The 20,047-nt window shown below is 62.7% G+C and carries 17 protein-coding genes and 1 pseudogene; 8 read left to right on the top strand and 10 right to left on the bottom strand.

The genetic code is table 11. The annotated features are described in order from the left end of the window. Window positions 1–468: 468 nt before the first annotated feature. The 5 genes from ACT53S_RS06275 to ACT53S_RS06255 all read right to left on the bottom strand — a co-directional run bounded on the left by ACT53S_RS06275 (window position 469) and on the right by ACT53S_RS06255 (window position 6,079). Window positions 469–1,629: a GGDEF domain-containing protein gene (locus tag ACT53S_RS06275; RefSeq protein WP_476066316.1), complete on the bottom strand. Its 1,161-nt coding sequence runs from the start codon at window positions 1,627–1,629 to the stop codon at window positions 469–471. A gap of 155 nt (window positions 1,630–1,784) precedes the next feature. Next, window positions 1,785–2,135: a carboxymuconolactone decarboxylase family protein gene (locus ACT53S_RS06270; protein ID WP_142069982.1), complete on the bottom strand. Its 351-nt coding sequence runs from the start codon at window positions 2,133–2,135 to the stop codon at window positions 1,785–1,787. Between the two features lie 102 nt (window positions 2,136–2,237). Next, window positions 2,238–2,438: a heavy-metal-associated domain-containing protein gene (locus ACT53S_RS06265; protein WP_476066315.1), complete on the bottom strand. Its 201-nt coding sequence runs from the start codon at window positions 2,436–2,438 to the stop codon at window positions 2,238–2,240. A gap of 93 nt (window positions 2,439–2,531) precedes the next feature. After that, window positions 2,532–2,975 carry a Cu(I)-responsive transcriptional regulator gene (gene cueR / locus ACT53S_RS06260; protein WP_476066653.1) on the bottom strand — a complete coding sequence of 148 codons (444 nt, stop codon included), beginning with the start codon at window positions 2,973–2,975 and terminating at the stop codon, window positions 2,532–2,534. Between the two features lie 236 nt (window positions 2,976–3,211). Then, window positions 3,212–6,079 carry a heavy metal translocating P-type ATPase gene (locus tag ACT53S_RS06255; protein ID WP_476066314.1) on the bottom strand — a complete coding sequence of 956 codons (2,868 nt, stop codon included), beginning with the start codon at window positions 6,077–6,079 and terminating at the stop codon, window positions 3,212–3,214. 310 nt (window positions 6,080–6,389) lie between these two features. Here ACT53S_RS06255 and ACT53S_RS06250 point away from each other — a divergent pair, with 310 nt between their 5' ends. Next, on the top strand, window positions 6,390–6,626 hold the full coding sequence (locus tag ACT53S_RS06250) for an antitoxin MazE family protein (RefSeq protein ID WP_113379323.1): 237 nt from the start codon (window positions 6,390–6,392) through the stop codon (window positions 6,624–6,626). Beyond that, entirely contained in the window at window positions 6,623–6,946 is a 324-nt protein-coding gene (locus ACT53S_RS06245) for a type II toxin-antitoxin system PemK/MazF family toxin (RefSeq protein WP_113379322.1), read from the top strand. Before ACT53S_RS06250 ends, ACT53S_RS06245 begins: the two co-directional genes overlap by 4 nt. 150 nt (window positions 6,947–7,096) lie before the next feature. Here ACT53S_RS06245 and ACT53S_RS06240 read toward each other — a convergent pair whose 3' ends face one another. Beyond that, on the bottom strand, window positions 7,097–8,881 hold the full coding sequence (locus ACT53S_RS06240) for a methyl-accepting chemotaxis protein (protein WP_476066313.1): 1,785 nt from the start codon (window positions 8,879–8,881) through the stop codon (window positions 7,097–7,099). Between the two features lie 214 nt (window positions 8,882–9,095). Between ACT53S_RS06240 and ACT53S_RS06235 the strand changes: the two genes are divergently transcribed. Continuing rightward, entirely contained in the window at window positions 9,096–9,998 is a 903-nt protein-coding gene (locus tag ACT53S_RS06235) for a helix-turn-helix domain-containing protein (protein WP_476066312.1), read from the top strand. Window positions 9,999–10,005: 7 nt separating this feature from the next. On the opposite strand, the gene ACT53S_RS06230 is transcribed toward ACT53S_RS06235, so the two are convergent. Continuing rightward, window positions 10,006–10,467 carry a YcgN family cysteine cluster protein gene (locus tag ACT53S_RS06230; RefSeq protein WP_113379325.1) on the bottom strand — a complete coding sequence of 154 codons (462 nt, stop codon included), beginning with the start codon at window positions 10,465–10,467 and terminating at the stop codon, window positions 10,006–10,008. Window positions 10,468–10,745: 278 nt separating this feature from the next. Between ACT53S_RS06230 and ACT53S_RS06225 the strand changes: the two genes are divergently transcribed. From ACT53S_RS06225 to ACT53S_RS06215, 3 genes are all read left to right on the top strand, one after another. Beyond that, window positions 10,746–12,998: a transglycosylase domain-containing protein gene (locus ACT53S_RS06225; protein ID WP_476066311.1), complete on the top strand. Its 2,253-nt coding sequence runs from the start codon at window positions 10,746–10,748 to the stop codon at window positions 12,996–12,998. A 312-nt stretch (window positions 12,999–13,310) separates the two neighbouring features. Next, window positions 13,311–14,501, top strand: coding sequence for a GGDEF domain-containing protein (locus ACT53S_RS06220; protein ID WP_476066310.1), 1,191 nt, complete (start codon window positions 13,311–13,313; stop codon window positions 14,499–14,501). 148 nt (window positions 14,502–14,649) lie between these two features. Then, window positions 14,650–15,492 (top strand): hypothetical protein, encoded by an 843-nt coding sequence (locus ACT53S_RS06215; protein ID WP_476066309.1) that lies wholly within the window; start codon window positions 14,650–14,652, stop codon window positions 15,490–15,492. Between the two features lie 135 nt (window positions 15,493–15,627). On the opposite strand, the pseudogene ACT53S_RS06210 reads toward ACT53S_RS06215, so the two are convergent. Next, window positions 15,628–15,851, bottom strand: a pseudogene (locus tag ACT53S_RS06210) (hydroxyacid dehydrogenase); the annotation flags it as partial. 139 nt (window positions 15,852–15,990) lie between these two features. On the opposite strand from ACT53S_RS06210, the gene ACT53S_RS06205 reads away from it, so the two are divergent. Further along, window positions 15,991–16,962, top strand: coding sequence for a hypothetical protein (locus ACT53S_RS06205; protein WP_476066308.1), 972 nt, complete (start codon window positions 15,991–15,993; stop codon window positions 16,960–16,962). An 83-nt stretch (window positions 16,963–17,045) separates the two neighbouring features. Here ACT53S_RS06205 and ACT53S_RS06200 read toward each other — a convergent pair whose 3' ends face one another. Continuing rightward, window positions 17,046–18,071, bottom strand: a complete 1,026-nt coding sequence (locus ACT53S_RS06200; protein ID WP_476066307.1) for a hydroxyacid dehydrogenase — start codon at window positions 18,069–18,071, stop codon at window positions 17,046–17,048. A gap of 190 nt (window positions 18,072–18,261) precedes the next feature. After that, a complete protein-coding gene (locus tag ACT53S_RS06195; RefSeq protein WP_476066306.1) occupies window positions 18,262–18,732 on the bottom strand; it encodes a cupin domain-containing protein in 471 nt (156 codons plus the stop codon). Between the two features lie 361 nt (window positions 18,733–19,093). Here ACT53S_RS06195 and ACT53S_RS06190 point away from each other — a divergent pair, with 361 nt between their 5' ends. Next, a complete protein-coding gene (locus tag ACT53S_RS06190; protein ID WP_476066305.1) occupies window positions 19,094–19,999 on the top strand; it encodes a LysR family transcriptional regulator in 906 nt (301 codons plus the stop codon). Window positions 20,000–20,047: the final 48 nt, after the last annotated feature.

The following is a 20,047-nucleotide window of genomic DNA, read 5'->3' as shown; positions in this document are numbered from 1 at the left end:
TGGCTACCCGCGCCTCTGGCGAGAGAATCAGTGGTTAGCCATCCCTAATGTTCCCGGATTGTTCGCAAGACTGCAATAGGTTGTGTGCGCATTACCCGTTGTTCACAGGTTGCGTTTCTTCCTTTTGTTAAGAATCTTGCGCGCCTTTTGCTTAGGCGTGACCGGCTTGACCAATCCGCCGATAGGTCAAACGCTTGTCGCGAGCCTGACGAAGAAGACCTCCCATGCGTTCTTCCTGGCTTGTATTGTGTTGTCGGCCAAGCAATAACATAATTGAACGGTCGCCGGTCGCACCGGCAATTAAGTCCACCTCAGGGTGGCCGTCTCAGGCGGGTGATCGCAAACCTCCCGGGATGTCAGCAAAACCCCGCCGTTGGCGGGGTTTTGTGTTCGGCGCTGCCGCTCTCCCCTCATCCTGAGGTGCCCCTGCACCGCAGGGGCCTCGAAGGATCGAGGCCACCAGCCCCCTCACCCCGCCTTCGACCTGTTGCGCCCGGCACTCTTCGCCTCATACAGCGCCAGATCCGCGCGGGTCACCAGGTCGCGCGCATCGCGCATGTCGCCCTGCGCCGCGCCGGCATAGCCGACGGAGACGGTGATGGTGGACAGGCCGTCGAGTCTCGCGGGATGGGGGATGGCGAGTTCGCGCACCGAGCGCACCAGCCGGTCGGCCAGGAAGGCGCCGCCGGTTTTCATGTCGGCGGCAAAGAGCAGGGTGAATTCCTCGCCGCCGTAACGGGCGGCAAAGCCGTCATGGCGGGCGGCGAAGGTCGTGAGCGTGGCGGCGATCCGGCGCAGCGCCTCGTCGCCCGCGACATGGCCGAGCCGGTCGTTATAGGCCTTGAAATGGTCGACATCGACCATCAGCAGCAGAAGGTCGTCATGTTGTCCCGGCCAGGCGGCGAGCACCTCGTCGAGGTGGCGGCGGTTGGGAATGCCGGTCAGCGCATCGGTGCGCGTCAGGTCGCGCAGTTCGTCGCCCAGCCGCTCGGCCCGGTCGGCGCGGTTCTGCGCGTCGTATTGCGCGACATAGGACAGACAGCGCTGGCGCTCGAAATGCCAGTTGCCATAGAGCGTGAAGAACAGGCCGGTAATCACCTGCACGGTCAGCGGAAAGACGAGGTTGGGATCGAGATCCGCCTTGTGATGGATCACCCAGAGTGCGGCCAGACAGGTCACGCCGGTGAACAGCAGGGCGAAGCGAAAACGCAGCACGAGCAGCATGTTGCCGAAGAGGAGCACCAGCGGCAGTTCGCCCAGCGTATAGCTCGCATAGGGCGAGGCCGAGACATAGAGCAGATAGAGCGGCAGGAGGCTTGCCACAAACATGCCGGCGAGCAGCAGAACCTCGCGCAGCGCCGGCGGCACGCGCGGCACGAGATAAAAGATCGCCAGCGATCCCGGGACCAGAACGAAAAGCCGCATCGCCACGGTGAAGGGCTGGATGTCGGCCATCAGATAGAGGCTGGTCAGATTGTAGATGTTGTAGACGATCAGGCCGACGATGATCGCGTGGCGCAGATGGCGAATGCGTGCGCTACCAAAGTCGCGCTCGAAGGCCCGCTCGATCTCGGGCGGCATGCGCAACAGCCAGTCCAACCGCCCTCTCGCGTCCGTGTCCGTCCGCATGCTATCGCCAGCCTCCACGGCGGCCTCTTGACCGTGCCGCTCCGGCAAGAGCCTGCCCGATAGCGGCAAATATTTCCCTAAATTAGACAGTACAGAATGCTCTGGCGGACGATCATTTTTGGGCCACGAACCAGCGCATGCCCTGCGCCCTTCGGTCAGGCATCCGGCCCGCCGAACTGGTCCCAGGCCGCCATCGCGTGTCCGGCATACATCAGCGAAGGGCCACCGCCCATGTATACGGCAAGGCCCAGGGTTTCCTCGAACTCCGCTTTGGTCGTGCCGAGCTTGATCAGCGCCTCGGTGTGAAAGCCGATGCAGCCGTCGCATCGGGTGGAGATGGCAATGCCCAGCGCCACCAGTTCCTTGACCTTCTTGGACAAGGCCGCGTCCTTCGTCGCGGCCCCCGCCATGGCGGAAAAGCCGGCCATCACATCCGGAATGTCCTTGCGCAGGGTCTTGATCCCATTCGAGATTTCCTTGGTGATGGCGATGTAGTCCTTGGCCATGGCGGCGCCCTCCTAGATATATACGATACTTTCGGACACTGGGGTTGACCGCATATGTCAACAGAAAAACCCTTCCTGCCTCCGATGGGCTCCCCCTCCTACCTACGCCCGCACCGGCGTATATCCCGCCTCGCGGATCGCCTGCTCGGCAAGAGCCGCGTCGCCTTCGACAAAGGCCTTGCGGGCAGCGAGATCGATGGTCACGGCACGGCCCGGCAGAACGTCGGCCAGCGCCTTGACGATCGTCTTCTCACAATGTCCGCAGGTCATGTCCTCGATCTTGAAAACGGTCTCAGCCGTCATGGTGTCTTCCTTCCCTGTTTTATGCCTCAGGACCAAAGCTCTTCTGGCCGGTCTGCCGGGACTTTCCTTCTGCACCTTCCCACGGGGGCAAGGTCAATCCCCACAGCAGTCTGCCTCGCTGTCTTTTGCGGCGGTCTTTTGCCGCAGCGGGCGCCCCTCGAGATCGGCAAGGATCGGGCAGTTCGGCCGGTCATCGCCCTGGCAGCGCTCGGCGAGGTGGGACAGCGTGTCGCGCATCGCCTGCATCTCGGCGATCTTCTGGTCCAGTTCCTCGACATGGGCGAGCGCGAGCGCCTTCACCTCGGCACTGGCCCGCTCCTTGTCGTCCCACAGCTTCAGCAGCCGCTCCGTCTCCTCCAGCGAGAAGCCGAGGTTGCGGGACCGGCGCACAAAACGCAGCCGGTTGACGCTGTCGCTATCGTAGACCCGGTAATTCGAAGCGGTCCGCCCCGCCGGCGCGATCAGCCCGATCTCCTCGTAATAGCGGATCATCTTGGCGGACACGCCGGAGGCATGAGACGCTTCCCCGATATTCATCGTCATGGTCGTTTCTCCCAAGTTGACCCTACCTCCCCCCATGCGGGGAGGACGGAAAATCTGAGGTTTAGCCCTGACCGGGCTAAGCCCTCGATTTTGCTTTCTCCCCCGCAAGGGGGGAGATGGATCCCCCACCCTCCCCTCGAGGGGGAGGGTCGGAGCAAAGCTGCGGGGTGGGGTGAGCCGGCGGCGCACACCACCATCACCCCACCCGCGCGTTCCGCGCGACCTCCCCCTCAAGGGGAGGTTGAGAAGCCCGTCACCTTTGCCGTCCTCAACCTCAGCGCATTCGTCAGCACAAACACGCTCGACAGCCCCATGGCGGCTGCCCCCAGCATCGGCGAGAAGGTCACGCCTGACAGTGGATAGAGCACACCCGCCGCCACCGGGATCAGCGCCACATTGTAGCCGAAGGCCCAGAAGAGGTTCTGGCGGATATTGGCCATGACCCTGTCCGAGAGTTCGATCGCGTGCAGCGCGCCGAGCAGATCACCGCCGACCAGCACCACATCGGCGCTTTCAATCGCCACATCCGTGCCCGTGCCAATCGCAATCCCGGCCTCTGCCGTGGCCAGCGCCGGGGCATCGTTGATGCCATCGCCGACAAAGGCGACCTTCTCACCCTTCGCCTGCAGGTCCTTGATCGCGCTCACCTTTCCCTCGGGCAAGACTTCGGCGACCACCGCATCGATGCCGGCCTTTCTCGCCACGGCCTCTGCCGTGCGCCGGTTGTCGCCGGTCACCATCATCAGCTTCAGGCCACGGGTTTTGAGCGCCGCAATGGCAGCCGCGCTCGTCGGCTTGATCGGATCGGCCACCGCAATCGCCGCGGCAAGTTTCCCGTCGATCGCCACATAGAGCGGGCTTGCGCCATCGTCGGCGAGGCGGGTCACGGCAGCGGTGAGGTTCGAGGAAGACAAGTCCCCCTCTGGCCTGCCGGCCATCTCCCCCACAAGGGGGGAGAGACCGTGGGGCAGAGCGTCGGCAGCGTCAGCCCCTCCCCCTTGTGGGGAGGGGTTGGGGAGGGGATTTTCCTCTCGCGGGGAGGCTGGAGCAAAGTCCCCCTCTGCCCTGCCGGGCATCTCCCCCACAAGGGGGGAGAGACCGTGGGGCAGAGCGTCGGCAGCGTCAGCCCCTCCCCCCTGTGGGGAGGGGTTGGGGAGGGGTTCTTGCATCACCCCGAGCCTCACCATGAACCGATCGGCACCGGCCGCAACCCGCCGGCCCTCGACCATCCCGGTCACGCCAAAGCCGGCCACTGCCTCCACCTGCTCCACGGCCGCAAGCGCGATCCCTCGCCCTTCCGCGGCGCGCACAATGGCATCCGCCAGCGGATGTTCCGAGCGTGCCTCAAGGCTTGCCGTCAGGCGCAGCACCTCCGCCTCGGCAAAGCCGTCGGCGGTCACGATCTCCGTCACCTCCGGCTTGCCGGCGGTGATCGTGCCGGTCTTGTCCATCACCACCCAGTCGATAACCGACAGGCTCTGCAGCGCCTCGCCCTTGCGCAAGAGCACGCCGAGTTCGGCGGCGCGGCCTGTGCCGACCATGATCGAGGTCGGGGTGGCGAGCCCCATGGCGCAGGGGCAGGCGATGATCAGGACGGCTACGGCGGCCACCAGACCATGCGTATAGGCGGGCTCCGGCCCGAAAATCAGCCATAGGAGAAAAGTCATGAACGCGATGCCGATGACAACGGGCACGAACCAGGCGGTCACCTCGTCGACCAGTTTCTGGATCGGCAGCTTTGCCCCTTGCGCCTCCTGCACCATGCGAATGATGCGCGAGAGCATCATGTCGGCGCCGACGCCGGTCGCCTCGAAGCGGAAGGCGCCGGAACCATTGACCGTGCCGCCGATGACGGTGTCCCCGGCCCCCTTCTCCACCGGGATCGGCTCGCCCGAAATCATCGCCTCGTCGACGGCACTTGCCCCATCGATCACCCGGCCATCGACCGCAATGCGTTCGCCGGGCCGCACCACGATGACGTCGCCATTCCGGACCTCGGAGAGGGCCACGTCCTGCACTGCCCCGTCGCGCTCCACCCGGGCGGTCTTCGCCTGCAGACCGGCAAGCTTGCGGATCGCCGCCCCGGTGCGGCCCTTGGCCCGGGCTTCCAGCAGTCGTCCGAGCAGGATCAGCGAGACGATGACGGTCGCGGCTTCATAATAGACATGGCGCGCATCGACCGGCAGCAGGCCCGGCGCGAATGTCGTCACCAGCGAATAGAGATAGGCCGCCCCAGTGCCGATCGCGACCAGCGCGTTCATGTCGGGTGCGAGCCGCAACAGCGCCGGTATGCCCTTGGCATAGAAACGCCGACCGGGGCCGGCAAGCACCGCCGTCGCCAGGGCAAACTGCAGGAGATAGAGCGTGTTGCCCGGAAAAATCTGCATCAGGCTGTGATGCAGCGGCGGATAGATGTGGGAGCCCATTTCCAGGACGAAGAGCGGCAGGGTCAGGACGAGGGCGATCAGGAAATCACGGCGCAGCCCAGAAATCTCCTTTTCGCGCCGTGCCTCCCGGCCATCGGCCACCGAGCCTGCTGAGCCCTCCGCATGCCCCACGCCCTGAGCCTGTGCAGCACCACCCTGGCCAGGGCCGCCCTGCTCCTCGCCCGCAGCAGTGCTGCCGGGCTGCAAAGCGGTTCCGCCGCTGACGAGCCTCACGGCATACCCGGCCTTGGCAACGGCAGCGGTCAGCGCCGGCAAGGCGGAGACCCCGCCCAGCACCTTCACCACGGCTTCGCCGGTTGCAAGATTGACGCTCGCGGTCTCGATCGACGGCACCGATTTCAATGCCTTTTCGACCCGCGAGACGCAGGAGGCGCAGGTCATGTCCTCGACCTCCAGCACCAGCGTCTCGGCCTTCGCCCCATAGCCGGCCTTCTCGATCGCGGCGAGAAGTGCCTCAGCCGAAAAGCCTGCGCCCGGCGTCACCGACAGCGTCTCGGTCGCGAAATTGACCGCACTTTCGGCCACGCCCGGCAGCGCCGCGACGGCCTTTTCCACCCGCCGCACACAGGATGCGCAGGTCATGCCCTCGACGGGCAGAAGGATCGTCTCGTTCGTGATTTTGGCCCCATCGGGCCTGGACTGCATGTTCATAGCGGTCACCTCCGCCACCTTACATGGACCTTCCCATGATGGGAGGGTCAAGGGGTGGCGGTCAAAATTTGTGGTCAGCTACAGCCAGGCTTCCAAGTGCCCTTCATCGGTGAGCGCCTTCCCATCCGCCGGCGCTCTTGTCCGAGCACGCGCTTGGCCAGACCATCATCATGCAAATCCTGGCTTCCCTCCTCGTGCGCTTCGCATATCTCGGTGCGAAACCAGACGTCACTAATCGTCTGCACTGTCGAGCGGATTGTCAGCGCAGACCGCCGATGTTACATGTAACAAAAAGTTTCAGAGGTGCATCATGGCGACGACAGTTCGACGGCGTGTGCAGAAGCGGCGAGAGAGCCTGCGCGCGCAAGGCCTGCGCCCCGTGCAAATCTGGCTGCCGGATACCCGACTGCCGGGGTTTGCCGAGGAAAGTGCGCGGCAGGCGCGCCTGACGGCGTCTGCGGATCACGGGGACGCGGAACTGGCCGATTTCCTAGACGCCGCCCTGGCTGATCTTGACGACGCCGCGGAGCCGGAGAGCGACGGGTGAAGCGCGGCGACATCGTCACGGTCGCCATGACAGGCGATTTTGGCAAACCCCGCCCCGCCCTCGTCATTCAGAGCGACCGATTTGTCGAAACGGGCACGCTCACGGTCCTCCTGATCACCAGCACGCCGATCGATGCACCGCTGCTGCGTGTTCCGATCGAGCCGACCCCGTCGAACGGGCTTGCCCTCCCCTCCTTCGTCATGATCGACAAGGCCATGTCGGTGAAGCGCGAGCGCGTGGGCAAGGTTACCGGGGCGGCGGATGATGCCGTCATGCTGGTTGTGACGCGAAACCTCGCCGTGTTTCTCGGCATGGGATAGGGCTTTGCGACGCCATAGGCGTCTGCGACATCCAGCGCTGCGTGTCCAACCCTCTCGGACAGCTCTCCGAACGCCGCCCCCAAAAGCAAAGGCCGGTCGCGCGTGACGACCGGCCTCGGTGTTTTTAAGCCTCAGAGAGCGTCACGCCCCTCAGAACTCTTCCCAGCTGCCGCCGCTCTTGACTGCGGCATTGCCGTGGAAGGCCTGGGCGACCTTGGCGGTCATGCGGCGGGCCGGAGAGGGTTGCGGGCGGGACTGGTGGGTGGCGGCAGCGGGGGTGCTGCGGGCCTGGGTGGTTGCACCGATGTTGAACTGACCGAGCAGCTGGAACAGTTCTTCCGCTTCACGCGCCAGGCTGTGGGACGCGGCCGTGGTTTCCTCGACCATGGCGGCGTTCTGCTGGGTGCCCTGGTCGATGGTGTTGACGGAGGTGTTGATCTCCTTGAGACCCGTCGCCTGCTCCTTCGAGGCTTCGACGATGGCACCGACATTGCCGTCGACCTGGACGACCTGGGTCACGATCTCCTGCAGCGCCCGACCGGTCGTGCCGACGAGCTCCACGCCTTCCTTCACGTGTGCGTTGGAGGCGTTGATCAGTTCCTTGATTTCCTTGGCGGCCTTGGCCGAGCGCTGGGCAAGCTCGCGCACCTCCTGGGCGACGACGGCAAAACCCTTGCCGGCCTCGCCTGCACGGGCGGCCTCGACGCCGGCATTCAACGCCAGCAGGTTGGTCTGGAAGGCGATCTCGTCGATCACGCCGATGATGTTGGAAATCTCGGAGGATGACTTCTCGATCCGGCTCATGGCCTCGACCGCATTGCCGACGACATTGCCGGAATGCTCGGCATTCTCCTTGGTCTTGCGCACCAGGGCACCCGCCTCCTGGGCACGCTGGCTGCTGTCGCTGACGGTCGTGGTGATCTCTTCCAGCGCGGCTGCCGTCTCTTCGACCGAGGCCGCCTGCTGTTCGGTGCGCTTGGCAAGCTCGCTGGATGCCTGCTGGATCTGCTGCGAGGCCGAGGCAATCGCGCCGGCATTGCCGAGGATCGACTGGAGCGTGTTGCGCAGCTTCGACGAGGTCTCGTTGTAATCGGCGCGCAGCTTGTCCAGCGCGGGCAGGAAGGGTTTGGCGATCGTCTGCGTCATGTCGCCTTCCGACATGGCGTTCAGTGCCGTGGCCAGCGTCTCGACGTTTTCAACGCGGGTGGTGACGTCGGTGGCGAATTTCACCACCTTGAAGACCTGCCCGTTCATGTCGAAGATCGGATTGTAGGAGGCCTGGATATAGACCTTGCGGCCGCCCTTGCCGATGCGCATGAATTCGTCGGCGATGAACTCGCCGGCTGCCAGCTTCGTCCAGAACTGGCGATAGGCATCGCTGTTCGTGTAGGACGGCTCGCAGAACATCTGGTGGTGCTTGCCCTCAATCTCGGACAGCTGGTAGCCGAGCGTGGAGAGGAAATTCTCGTTTGCCGTGAGGATCTCGCCCTTGGGGGTGAACTCGATGACGGCCTGGGCGCGCGAGAGCGCATCGAGCTTGCCGCCATCCTCGGCGCTCTTCAGCTTCTGGGCGGTGATATCGGTGGCGAATTTCACCACCTTGTAGGGCTTGCCGCCGCGGAAGACCGGATTGTAGGAGGCCTCGATCCAGATCTCCTTGCCGCCCTTGCCGATGCGCTTGTATTGGCGTTGGTCGAATTCGCCGCGACCAAGCTTCGCCCAGAATTCGCGATAGTCCTGTGAAGCAGCCTCGGTCGGATCGACGAAAAGCCGGTGATGCTGACCGATGATCTCGGAGGCCTGGTAGCCGAGCGCCCGACAGAAATTCTCGTTCGCCGCCAGGATCGTGCCATCGAGCTTGAACTCGATGATCGCCTGCGATCTGCTCATTGCCTCCAGGATGGCTTTCGCATCCTGACCACCGAACCCCAGCATGTCTTCCTCCGAATCCCCGCTGACGCCTGAACCGCCACGCGGCCCTAGGGCGCATCCCCAGCATTGCCAGTACAAGATTTCACATGTAGCAATTGAGGAATGGTGAAGAATCCAACGCATTTGTGCTCATTTTGCGTTTTTTTGATCTTTTTTTTGGGCTCCGGTCGGTTGTTTCGTCTTCCGGAGGCACATGTCACCTCCGGAGCTTTCTTTCGTGCCGACCGACGCCCCTCGTGAAATCGAACTGCAGCTCCGCTTCCAGGAAGCCGCCGCCTCATCCGAGACCTTTCTCAGCCACAGCTGGCGCGGCATATCGGTCCAGTATTCCCGCTTCAAGCTGCCCGCCGAATACACATTTTCCTGGCAGGGAAGCTGCGAGTATCTTGCCCATCACGACCTCATCCTAGACGACGGTTCAATGGAGGTGACCGGTGAACGGCCGGTGGCCGGACGCGACCTCAGGGACCGCATGACCTACGTTCCCGCCGGACAGGCGATCCGAGGTTTTGCAAAACCGGCAGACAGGCTGAATGCGTTTACGGTGATCAGCTACGATCCCGGCACCCTGGAAGAGGAAGTGCAGGCGGAACTCCGACGCGGTGACGCGCGCGCCCATCTCCACTTCCGCGAGGACGGCCTCGCCGAGACGATGCGCAAGCTCGGCCGGGTGATGGCGACTCAGGACCGCGCCGCTTCCCGGATCTACATCGAAACGCTGGGGCTTGCGGCGGCGCTGGAAATGTCACGGATCGCCCTTCCGCAGACAAGAGCGCAGAGCAGTCGCGGGTCAGGTGGCTTGAGCAAGACGCAGGAGCAGCTGCTCGCAGACTATATCCAGGCCAATATCGGCGGCGATATCGGACTGGACGATCTGGCCGGTCTCTGTGGTCTCACGCGCTATCACTTCTGCCGGGCCTTCAAGGCGAACTTCGGGGTGACACCGTTCCAGCACGTCACGGCCAAACGGATCGAGAGGGCGCAACAGATGTTGGCGCAGACAAGGCTGCCGGTGTCGGCCATCGCCACGGCCTGCGGGTTCAGCGGCGCAAGCCAGTTCGTCCGCGCCTTCGGCAATGCGGTCGGCATGACGCCGCTTGCCTTCCGGCGCAGCGTCTGAGCGGGGATCAGCCGCCCTCGCCCAGCCGCATCGGCCAGTCGACGATGTAGTTTTCGAGATCCTCGACGTCGAGGCCTTCTTCCGAGATCGTGCGCCCCTTTGCCGAAACGCCCGCCTCGTGGACCGTGCGCGGATCCCCCGACACCAGCGGGTGCCACCAATAGAGATCGCGGCCTTCGTCGATCAGGCGATAGCCACAGGTGGGCGGCAGCCACTGGATTTCGCGCAGGCCCTTCAGGGTGAGCTGGATGCAATCCGGCACCGTCTCCTGGCGATTTTCATAGTCCTTGCAGCGACAGGTGTCGCCGTCGAGCAGCTTGCAGGCGACCGAGGTGAAGGCGATCTCGCCGGTGTCCCAGTCCTCCAGCTTGTTGAGACAACAGAGGCCACAGCCGTCGCAGAGGCTTTCCCACTCGGCATTGCTCATCTCGGCGAGCGTCTTGGTTTTCCAGAAGGGCTCTTGCGTCATCGTCTCGTTCAACTGCCTGTTCCCGGTCCGGCCGGTGCGCCGGGCTTGCGTCCCTGCGGCGCCGGAGCGGATGCGGCGGTGGCAGGGATGCAACGCGGCCACCCAAATGCTCGGGAGGGGCCGCGCCGGGTTCACCATGCCCCGCGAAAGCGCTTGTTCTTTGGCGGCAAATCGCCCATCACTCATGAATGACGACCCGCCCGTTATACTCTGGGTCCTGATCCCAATCGACGGGCGCGTCAAGGGAGCGAAAGACAAGTTTTCGGGAAAAGCCGCACGTGTCCGACAACGACAAGCCTGACGATCTGGAACCGGTGGAGCGCCTCGAGAGCGCCAACGGAGAGGATGGTGCGGGCGCAAAACCGGCTGGCCGCGGCCAAAAACCGCCGAAACTCAAACGCCATATTTTCCTCAGGATCGACAGCTGGCTCGATTCGACGCTGTGGAATGCCGGTTACGACCTGGCGGAGACCTGGGAGGAGATCACCATCTTCTTCCGCCGTTTCCGGGTGCGGGGCCTGAAGAAGCTCGGTTTCGAGATCGCCGGCGAAGCCATGACGCTCGGCACGGCAGGTTTCGTCGTGCTTCTGGCGCTTGCCCAGCCGGCCTTCGAGGAGACCAAGAAGGACTGGCGCAACCACGACAATTTCGCCGTCACCTTCCTTGATCGCTACGGCAACACGATCGGCCATCGTGGCATCATCCATGAAAACTCCGTGCCGGTGGACGAACTGCCCGATCATCTGGTGAAGGCGGTGCTGGCGACGGAAGACCGGCGCTTCTTCGAGCATTTCGGCATCGATTTCTTCGGCCTTGCCCGCGCCATGAGCGAAAACGCCAAGGCGGGCTCGGTCGTGCAGGGCGGCTCGACGCTGACGCAGCAGCTGGCCAAGAACCTCTTCCTCACCAATGAACGGTCGATCGAGCGCAAGATCAAGGAAGCCTTCCTGTCGCTCTGGCTGGAAGCAAACCTCTCCAAGAAGGAGATCCTGTCGCTCTATCTCGACCGGGCCTATATGGGCGGCGGCACGTTTGGCGCGGCGGCTGCGGCGCAGTTCTATTTCGGCAAGAACATCACCGAGGTGACGCTGGCGGAAGCGGCGATGCTTGCGGGTCTCTTCAAGGCGCCGGCGAAATATGCGCCGCATGTGAACCTGCCGGCAGCGCGTGCGCGGGCCAATGACGTGCTCACCAACATGGTGCAGAGCGGGCTGATGACCGAGGGCCAGGTGGTCGCGGCGCGCCGCAACCCCGCCTCCGTCATCGACCGCGACGAAAAGGAAGCGCCGGATTTCTTCCTCGACTGGGCCTTCGAAGAGGTGCAGCGGGTCGCAGCCCGTTTCAAGGATCACACGCTCGTCGTGCGCACCACGATCGATCTCGGCCTGCAGCAGGCGGCGGAAGAGGCGGTTGCCTCGTCGTTGCGGGAATATGGCGAGAGCTACAATGTCCGCCAGGGTGCTCTGGTCATGATCGAAAACGGCGGGGCCGTGCGCGCCATGGTCGGCGGGCGCGACTATGGCGAAAGCCAGTTCAACCGCGCAACGAAGGCGCTGCGCCAGCCCGGTTCGTCGTTCAAGATGTATACCTATGCGCTGGCCATGGAGAACGGCTATACACCGCAAAGCGTCGTGACCGACGGGCCGATCTCCTGGGGCAACTGGAGCCCGCAGAATTACGGGCGCAGCTATGCCGGCCGGATCACGCTGGAGACGGCGCTGGCGAAATCAATCAACACCATTCCCGTGCGCCTTGCCAAGGAAAAGCTCGGTATCGACGCGATCATCCAGACCGCGAAAGCGATGGGCGTCGAAACCCCGATCAAGAAGGATGTGACCATTCCGCTCGGGACTTCGGAGGTGACCGTGATGGATCAGGCGACGGCCTATGCCGTGCTGCCGGCCGGCGGCTATGCCTCGCGCCGCCACGGCATTGCGCAGATCATGAATTACGGCGGCGACGTGCTCTATGACTTCGAGCGCGACACGCCGGCGCCGGAGCGGATCCTCACCGAACAGGCCGCCCGCTCGATGAACCAGATGATGACCAAGATCCCCTATATCGGCACGGCGCGGCGCGCCGCCGTCGACGGGATCCTGACCGGCGGCAAGACCGGCACGACGCAGGCTTACCGCGACGCCTGGTTCGTTGGTTACACCGGCAACTATACGGCCGCCGTCTGGTTCGGCAATGACGACTATACCTCGACCAACAACATGACCGGCGGATCGCTGCCGGCCATGACCTTCAAGAAGCTGATGGATTATGCCCATCAGGGCATCGACCTGAAGCCGATCATGGGCGTCGATGCGCCGATGCCGGAAAAGGACGCCAAGCCCGAGGTGGCGAGCGCCGACGCGGCCGATGCGCTGCCGCCGATGGTGCGCCCCCGTTCGCTCTCGGGTCAATCGACCCGCCTGATCCGCGACCTTGGCCAGAAGATGCGCTCGGCCGCGCCCCTGTCGTTGCTGGCCGGACCAAGCGCGCAACTTAAAGTCGGGCCGGAAACGACAGGCTCGACGGGACGTTAAGACAATCGCAGGTTTTACCGCGCGGTAACGCCGTTTGGGGCAATCGCGACACGCGCATGTCTGATTCGCCCCTGAGCTGTCGCAAAACCCGGACCCGAACCCTGACCCTGCCGCAAAGCGTATCGGGCCGATACAGCCCCGGCATGGCGGCTCAGCCAAAGCGGCCGCGCGGAAAGGGTCTGTTTACCCTGACGGTTACGAAAATCCCGCAATTCCCGATCCGGGACAGATCCTTCACCCCAAATTAAGGGGGTCGCCACTAGGTTGCGGCTGTTTTCGACGTGACGTTTTTCATTCGGCGATTGGACATCCATGAAGAGATGGCTCGGAATTCCGGCAAGACCGCAGATGACTGCGGAGCAATATGAGGCATTCCTCGAATCCCGAGCCTCCATGCGCAACCGCATGCTGCGGATGGCCGTGATCAGCGTCTTCGGCTTCTATCTCTCCTGCTTCCTGTTCGACCTTTGGGTGTTGGGCGACGTCACGGTAATTTCGGCCGTGCTGCGCTTCGGGCTGATCACGCCCGTGACGGGCGGCCTCCTGTATTATCTTTCGGGCGAGCACCCGGTCGCACACAAGGAGGTGGCGGCAATCCTTGTCGCCCTGCTCGCGCAGATCTGCTGGTCGGCGATCGTGGTGTCGAGCCACAATCCGGCGGTGCTCGGCTATTACTACGCCGCCTGCACCTTCCAGATGGCGATCACCATTGCGGCGGCCTCGCCCTTCCGGCCGAGCCTTCATGCCAGCATCTTCGGCTTCTGCCTCACCTATTCGGTGATCTGGTTCCTGGAGGGGGCGAGCCCGCTCTATGCCCTACAGCACCTGTCGGTCTATCTGCCAACCATGGCAATGACGCTGCTCGTTTGTTACCAGCTTGAGGCGGAAGCGATCGCGAGCTTTCTGCAGCAGCAGGAGAACGAGCTGCTGAAACGGGAACTGTCGCGCCAGAACAAGGATCTCGCCCGCCTTTCCGTCACCGATCCGCTGACCCGCCTTGCCAACCGCCGCGGGACCGAGATGGAACTGCTGCGGCTGACCACGGAGGCCAAGACTGAGGCCGAACGGGTCGTGCTGCTGGTGGCCGATGTCGACAACTTCAAGGCCTATAACGACGCCTATGGCCATGGCGCCGGCGACGAGTGCCTCAAACGCGTGGCGCGCGCCATGCGCCGGGCGCTGCCGATCGAGGCGCATTTCGCCCGCCATGGCGGCGAGGAATTCGTCGCGATCCTCTCGGGCACGGATGCCGAGATCGCGGCCAGCGTTGCCGAAAGCCTGCGCCGCGCCGTGCGCCATCTCGGCATCGGCCACGACCACACCGGCGACCGCAACCGCCACGTCACCGTCAGCATCGGGGCTGCCTGCGGCGCGGTGCGCTCGGTCGCCGACTACGAGCGTCTGCTGGAGGCCGCGGACCGGGCGCTTTATGCGGCCAAGGGGGATGGGCGGAACAGCTGGCGGGTGTTCGAGGGGGATGAGGTGGAGAGGGTTGTGGCGTGAGGGGGGGGATACAGTAACGGTATCTTCTGAGCAATTTTGAAAAGGCCAATGTTTCTACCAATGAGCGTTCTTAGCAAAAAGACGCGCTATTTAGGCCTGAATTCTATCATACTTATTGGGACATTCTCACGCGAGGATGGAGTGCCATATGAATGGATCAATACATTCCGGACAAAACAACGCAAAAACACGGCCGCGTACAAAGCCGTTGGTGCGATACATACTGCCGTCAGACCGCCATAGTTTCATTGGGCGGATATACGATCTAAGTATCGTTTCATTGAACTTCGATAGCTATGATGAAATGGCACAGTATCCTGACGTCAAGTACGCGCTTGATGTCGACTTTGCACTGAAGGATCTAGTACGGCGTGTGGAGTCTCTCAATCTGGCGGGAGGACTAATATGGCCTGAGAGGCTTCCTGTGAATTTCGCCGGATTTGCGGTTTCACGATATGAGTGGCTGACCATTGCAACAGATGTATTTCTAATGCGCTATATTTCAGTGGTGGATTGCGCACTGATCTTTGCCAACTGGGTGTATGAGTGTGGGCTGGAACCCCGGAAATGCACGTTCGACCAACTGGAGAAAGCGGGAGTTCCAGAAACAACTCTTTCTATTCTTGAGGGCATGCGAGCAGATCAGGGCAACCTCAGAACCGAACGCAACGCTCGGTTTCACCACGGGGAAGAGCGCGGATTTACGGAAGATAGCCGGACATTTGAAATGGCGGCGCGCTTTGAGCAATGGGGCAGTGGGTTGAGGGGCAAAAACGAGTGCGGCAGGACCATCGATGTCGTGCGCTCTTTTAAAGAGGGACTCGTCGAACTGCAGCGCGAGTTCAACGTATCGACCAAGTCCCTGATACGGCGGCTGGACCATTTCTACGACATTCTTGAGGTTGAGTTTGAGAGCAGGTTCGGTCCTAAAATTCAGGCGGCAACGCATGGATTAAATGCGGCAAGTCGGGCAGGAGGTGAAGCTCAATGATAGAGGCCCTTTTTCGCCGAGCCGGCAGATTGCAGGGCCGCTGAACCAGGCATCTCGTTGCTGTCCAGCCAAAGAATTTGGCCGCTAGGACGATCTAGCTGAAGGAGCAAAGTCTAGGCTTCCGCCCCCTAACCCTCACGACACGGCCACCGGCTTCGAGCGGATCCGCATCGCGGTGGCCGGATCGACCCTGCGGCAGAGCCTTGACGGCAAACCCTTCATGATCTGTTCGGCGTTAGCCACTGCCATTGAGCCCAGCCCATAGAAGGCGTCGCGGATGTCGCCGGTGCGATGGGCGGAGAGGAGGATATTGCGGGCTTGTCGAAGGGGGTGTCGGCGGCCACAGGCTCTTTCGGGAAGCCGCGGTTGCAACCTTGAAGCCTTGTCCAAGTGCGACTTCCACGAATAACTGTGACTAAGGGCGGGCCGGCGGTGTATTTCGCCGGACTCTTTCACTTAAGATGCTCATTGGGGTGTCGAGCTGGCGGATGTGGGGTAATGGCAGACGCGAAATCAAAGCCGAAAGAAGCGGGCGCCGTTGGAGATTGGCCGCAGATAACCGAGAACCAATGGTATGCTCTTGCGATTACGACAGCCATTCTAACGGCTGTTGCAATCGTATTCGCGTTCGGTGCCGTTTTTTTCGACGGATTTGATGGCGAGTCCGACGCTAGGCTCGCACAATCTCTTGCGCCTTTTGGAGTTGCGCTCTTCGCCATGGTCACGTTCTGCACTGTTGCATGGCGCGGCTCTGTCAACGTTAGGCAAGCTGACCAAGCTGAACGTGAGGGCCGGGCGAAGTTATTGCAGGAAGGGGCCAAGTTGCTTGGAGAGGTCGAAAATCCCTCACACCTAAGCGCGGGCATCGCCACATTGGAAATTCTTGTGACTGGGCCGGATGAGAGATTAGCTGTGCAGGCTATGAATTTAGTCGCCGACTTTATCCAGAGACAAATGACGAGCAGCCACAATCATACTTTTCGCGATGAATCCTTTGCGGCGCTGTCTAGCGGAGCAGCGATAGGACGTGAAGCAAGCAGACAGATCGATTTTGACTGCACGGGGGTACAGGGCGCTTCTTACTGGCTCAATATTGACGGCGTAAAACAAGTAAGTTTTAAAGGGGGATGCTTACTAGCAGGGCCTTTGGGAGGCTTCGAAGACAGGAAAAATTATAGATACATTGAGGCTGAAATTTTTATGTTCGATTCAGTCAAAATAGATGGCCGTTTCTACAAGTGCAAATTTAGTTATTGCGACATCCATTCGGTCGAATTGAGATTCCGTGAAAAGGGATACGCGGAGCGCATAGAAAACTGTGACTTCTCAGGGGCAGAATTCCTGTTGGACGAAGATGATGAAATCGAGGATTTAAAGGTAGGCAAGAATTATTTCCACGCATCGCGACCGCCTAAATGCGACGCTAGGCCGGGTTTCGACTGGTCTACGGTTTTGGAAGTTCGAGACTAATTACTCAGCTTGAAGGGGCAGTAGTAGCAAAAACAGCCGCCGGCCACATCTCTGTGTCGCATAGCGCACGCCGGCTACCACACTCACGACACCGCCACCGGCTTCGAGCGCATCCGCATCGCGGTGGCCGGATCGGCCCTGCGGCAGAGCCTTGGCGGCAGGCCTTTCAGGATCAGTTCGGCGTCGGCCACCGCCATGGAGCCCAGCGCATAGAAGGCGTCGCGGGTGCCGCCGGTGCGGTGGGCGGAGAGGAGGAGGCCGGGGGTCTGGCGGACGGGGTCTTCGGCCGGGACGGGTTCTTCGGGGAAGACGTCGGTGGCCACCCTGATGTGGCCGGAGGCTGCGGCTTCGAGCATGGCGGGGAAATCGACGACGGCGGCGCGGCTCATCAGGAGGAAGGCGGCGCCAGGTTTCATCAGGGCGAATTCTCGCGCGCCGATGAAGCCCTCGTTCTCGCTGGTGACGCTGGCGAAGACGAAGACGACCTGGCTTTGGCTCAAAACCTCGTCGAGCGTTGCGGGTTCACAGTCCTCGCGGGTGATGATCTCGCTCGGAAGCCAGGGATCGAAGACGCGGACCCTGTTCTTGAACGGGCGGATGAGATCGCGGAACTCCTGGCCGAGATCGCCAAAGCCGATCAGGCCGACGGGGGCGCCGGCGAAGCGGAAGGTGTCGGCATTGCCTTCGAGGCCATAGGCCTCGGTGCCCGCGCGGAAATCGCGGTCGGCTTGCGTGATGCCGCGGGCGAGATCGAGCGCCATGGCGAGTGCTGCTTCAGCGACCGGCGAGGCAAAGGCAGAGGCCGGCGTGATCACCCAGATGCCGCGCTCGACGCAGGCCTGGTAATCGATATTGGGCAGGAAATTGGATTCGACGTTGATGATGGCTTTCAGCTTCGGCGCGCGGTCGAGGCGTTCCTTCGGCATATCGGTCTGGCCGAAGATCAGCACGGTGTCTGGAAGATGGCGCTCGACCATGTCGGCCGGCATTTGGCGGTCTTCGCAGACGATCACCTCGCCGAGCGCCTCCAGCCGGGCGCGGACGGCGGGCTCCATGATCAGATCGAGCGTCCTCGGCAGCGGATCGACCAGAATGACATCGCGGCTCATCTCTTCCTCCCTGAAGAATCGCAGACGGGCGAGAGCTTAGCGCGAAATGCGGCCGGGTTGGCAAGGTGGGTGGAGGCGTGGCCAGACGGGAACGGGGGACGCCGGACGAGCGCTCGCTGCGTTCATCGGGCGCGAGACGGAGGCAAGATCAGCGCCGCCGTATCGAGGACGGCGGCGCTGTCTTCGGGCGTCATGCGATGGGGGCTCCGAGGAGATCGATGGCATGGGCGCTGCAGATGCGGGCGAGTGCCTGCTGCTGTTCCGGCGTCGGGGGCAGCTGCTCGGGCAGGCCGTCGCTTGCGGCCGGACGGGCTGCGGCGCGGACCATGTCCTCGAAGGGGCCATTGGTGATGGTCAGGCAGCGGCCGTAATCCGACAAGACGCGGAAGCCGTGGACGCAGTCCTTCGGCAGATGGATGGTGTCGCCGACGCCGGCTTCGACGACCTGACCATCCCGCTGGAAGCGGAAGCGGCCTTCGAGGATGACGAAGGTTTCGCTTTCCCGGTGATGGACATGCAGCGGCGGGGCGAAATCCTTGGCCATGCGGTGTTCGATGATGGAGAGGCCGTCGGCATTGTCCGACTGCTTGAGGTGGACGAGGAGCTGGGCGGTCATGAACCAGAGGTTCTCGGGGTTCGCGGTCATGATGTTTGCGGTCATGGGATTTCCTTTCATTCGTCGATCTGCGTGACTGCCACGCGGTCGGGGTTGGTTTTTCTGGATGGGCTCATTCAAAATCGGGGCCGGAGACGGTGAAGCACCGCCTCCACCACGGGAGGGCGCGTTCGTGCCCCCTGCCCCGCGGAGGAGCGTTGTCCGGGGACACGCCCCTGCCGAGGTCGTGATCGGCAAAGGTGCCGACACGACGGAGGCAGGCTGCATGCGGGCGCGATCTTGCGATCGCCAGGACGACCAGCGCTTTCACTGTTGTTCTCCGAAACCAGATTGATGCGCCTGATTTATCAAAGGCGCCCGAAATGATAAGACCGATCATCGAACATCATTATTCGGAATATTGACCATGAAGTCGCTGGATCCGCTGGAAGGCGTCGCCGCCTTCCTTACCGTTGCCAAACATCTGAGTTTCACCCGCGCGGCCGAAGAGCTGAGGATGGGGCGCGCCACGGTGAGCGCGCAGGTGCAGGCGCTGGAGGGCAAGCTCGGTGTCCGGCTCCTGCATCGCTCGACCCGCAGCGTCGTGCTGACGGAGGCCGGCACGGCTTATTTCCAGTCGCTCACCGGCATCCTGCCGCAGATCCGCGAGGCGGAACGGGCCGCGCTCAGCTATCAGGAGGAGGTTGTCGGACGGCTGAAGATGACGGTGCCGCCCGAATTCGCGCAGCTGCACATGGGCCCGGTGATTGCCGAATTCCTCAAGCGCAATCCCTCGGTGTCGATCGACGTCACCTTCTCCCACCGGGCGGTGAACCTGATCGAGGAAGGCTACGACCTGGCCATACGCGGCACCATCGTGCTCGAGCCCAATCTGATCACCCGCCATCTCGGCGATTCACCGCTCGTCATCTGTGCGGCACCGGACTATCTGGAAAGACACGGCACGCCGGCCGAGCCCAGCGACCTTCCGCACCATGCCTGCCTGCATTTTTCCGGCCTGCGCTGGGGCAATGTCTGGGTGATGAGCAAGGACGGGCAGACGCTGCGCGTTCCCATCGTGCCGCGTTACCTTGCCAATGACGGCCTCTCGCTGCGGGACGTGGCCCTGGGCGGCGCCGGGCTGACGCTCTTGCCGATGTTCGAGATCGGCCCGGAGATCCGCGACGGGCGGCTGGTGCGCGTGCTCGAGCGCTGGGAGATCGGCTCGGTTCCCATTCACGCCGTCTATCCCGCCAACAAGAACATCGCCTCCAAGGTCCGGCGGTTCACCGATTTCCTGGCGAAGACCCTGCCGAAGGAGGCCTATTGCTAGGGGCGGTTGCTGACACCGTGACCGTTCAGGTTGCCGCCTCTTGAGCGC

The organism is Allorhizobium sp. DMC15 (genome assembly GCF_056314065.1).
Note: the sequence above shows the minus strand (reverse complement) of the source record. Positions and strands in the feature narration are given on the sequence as shown.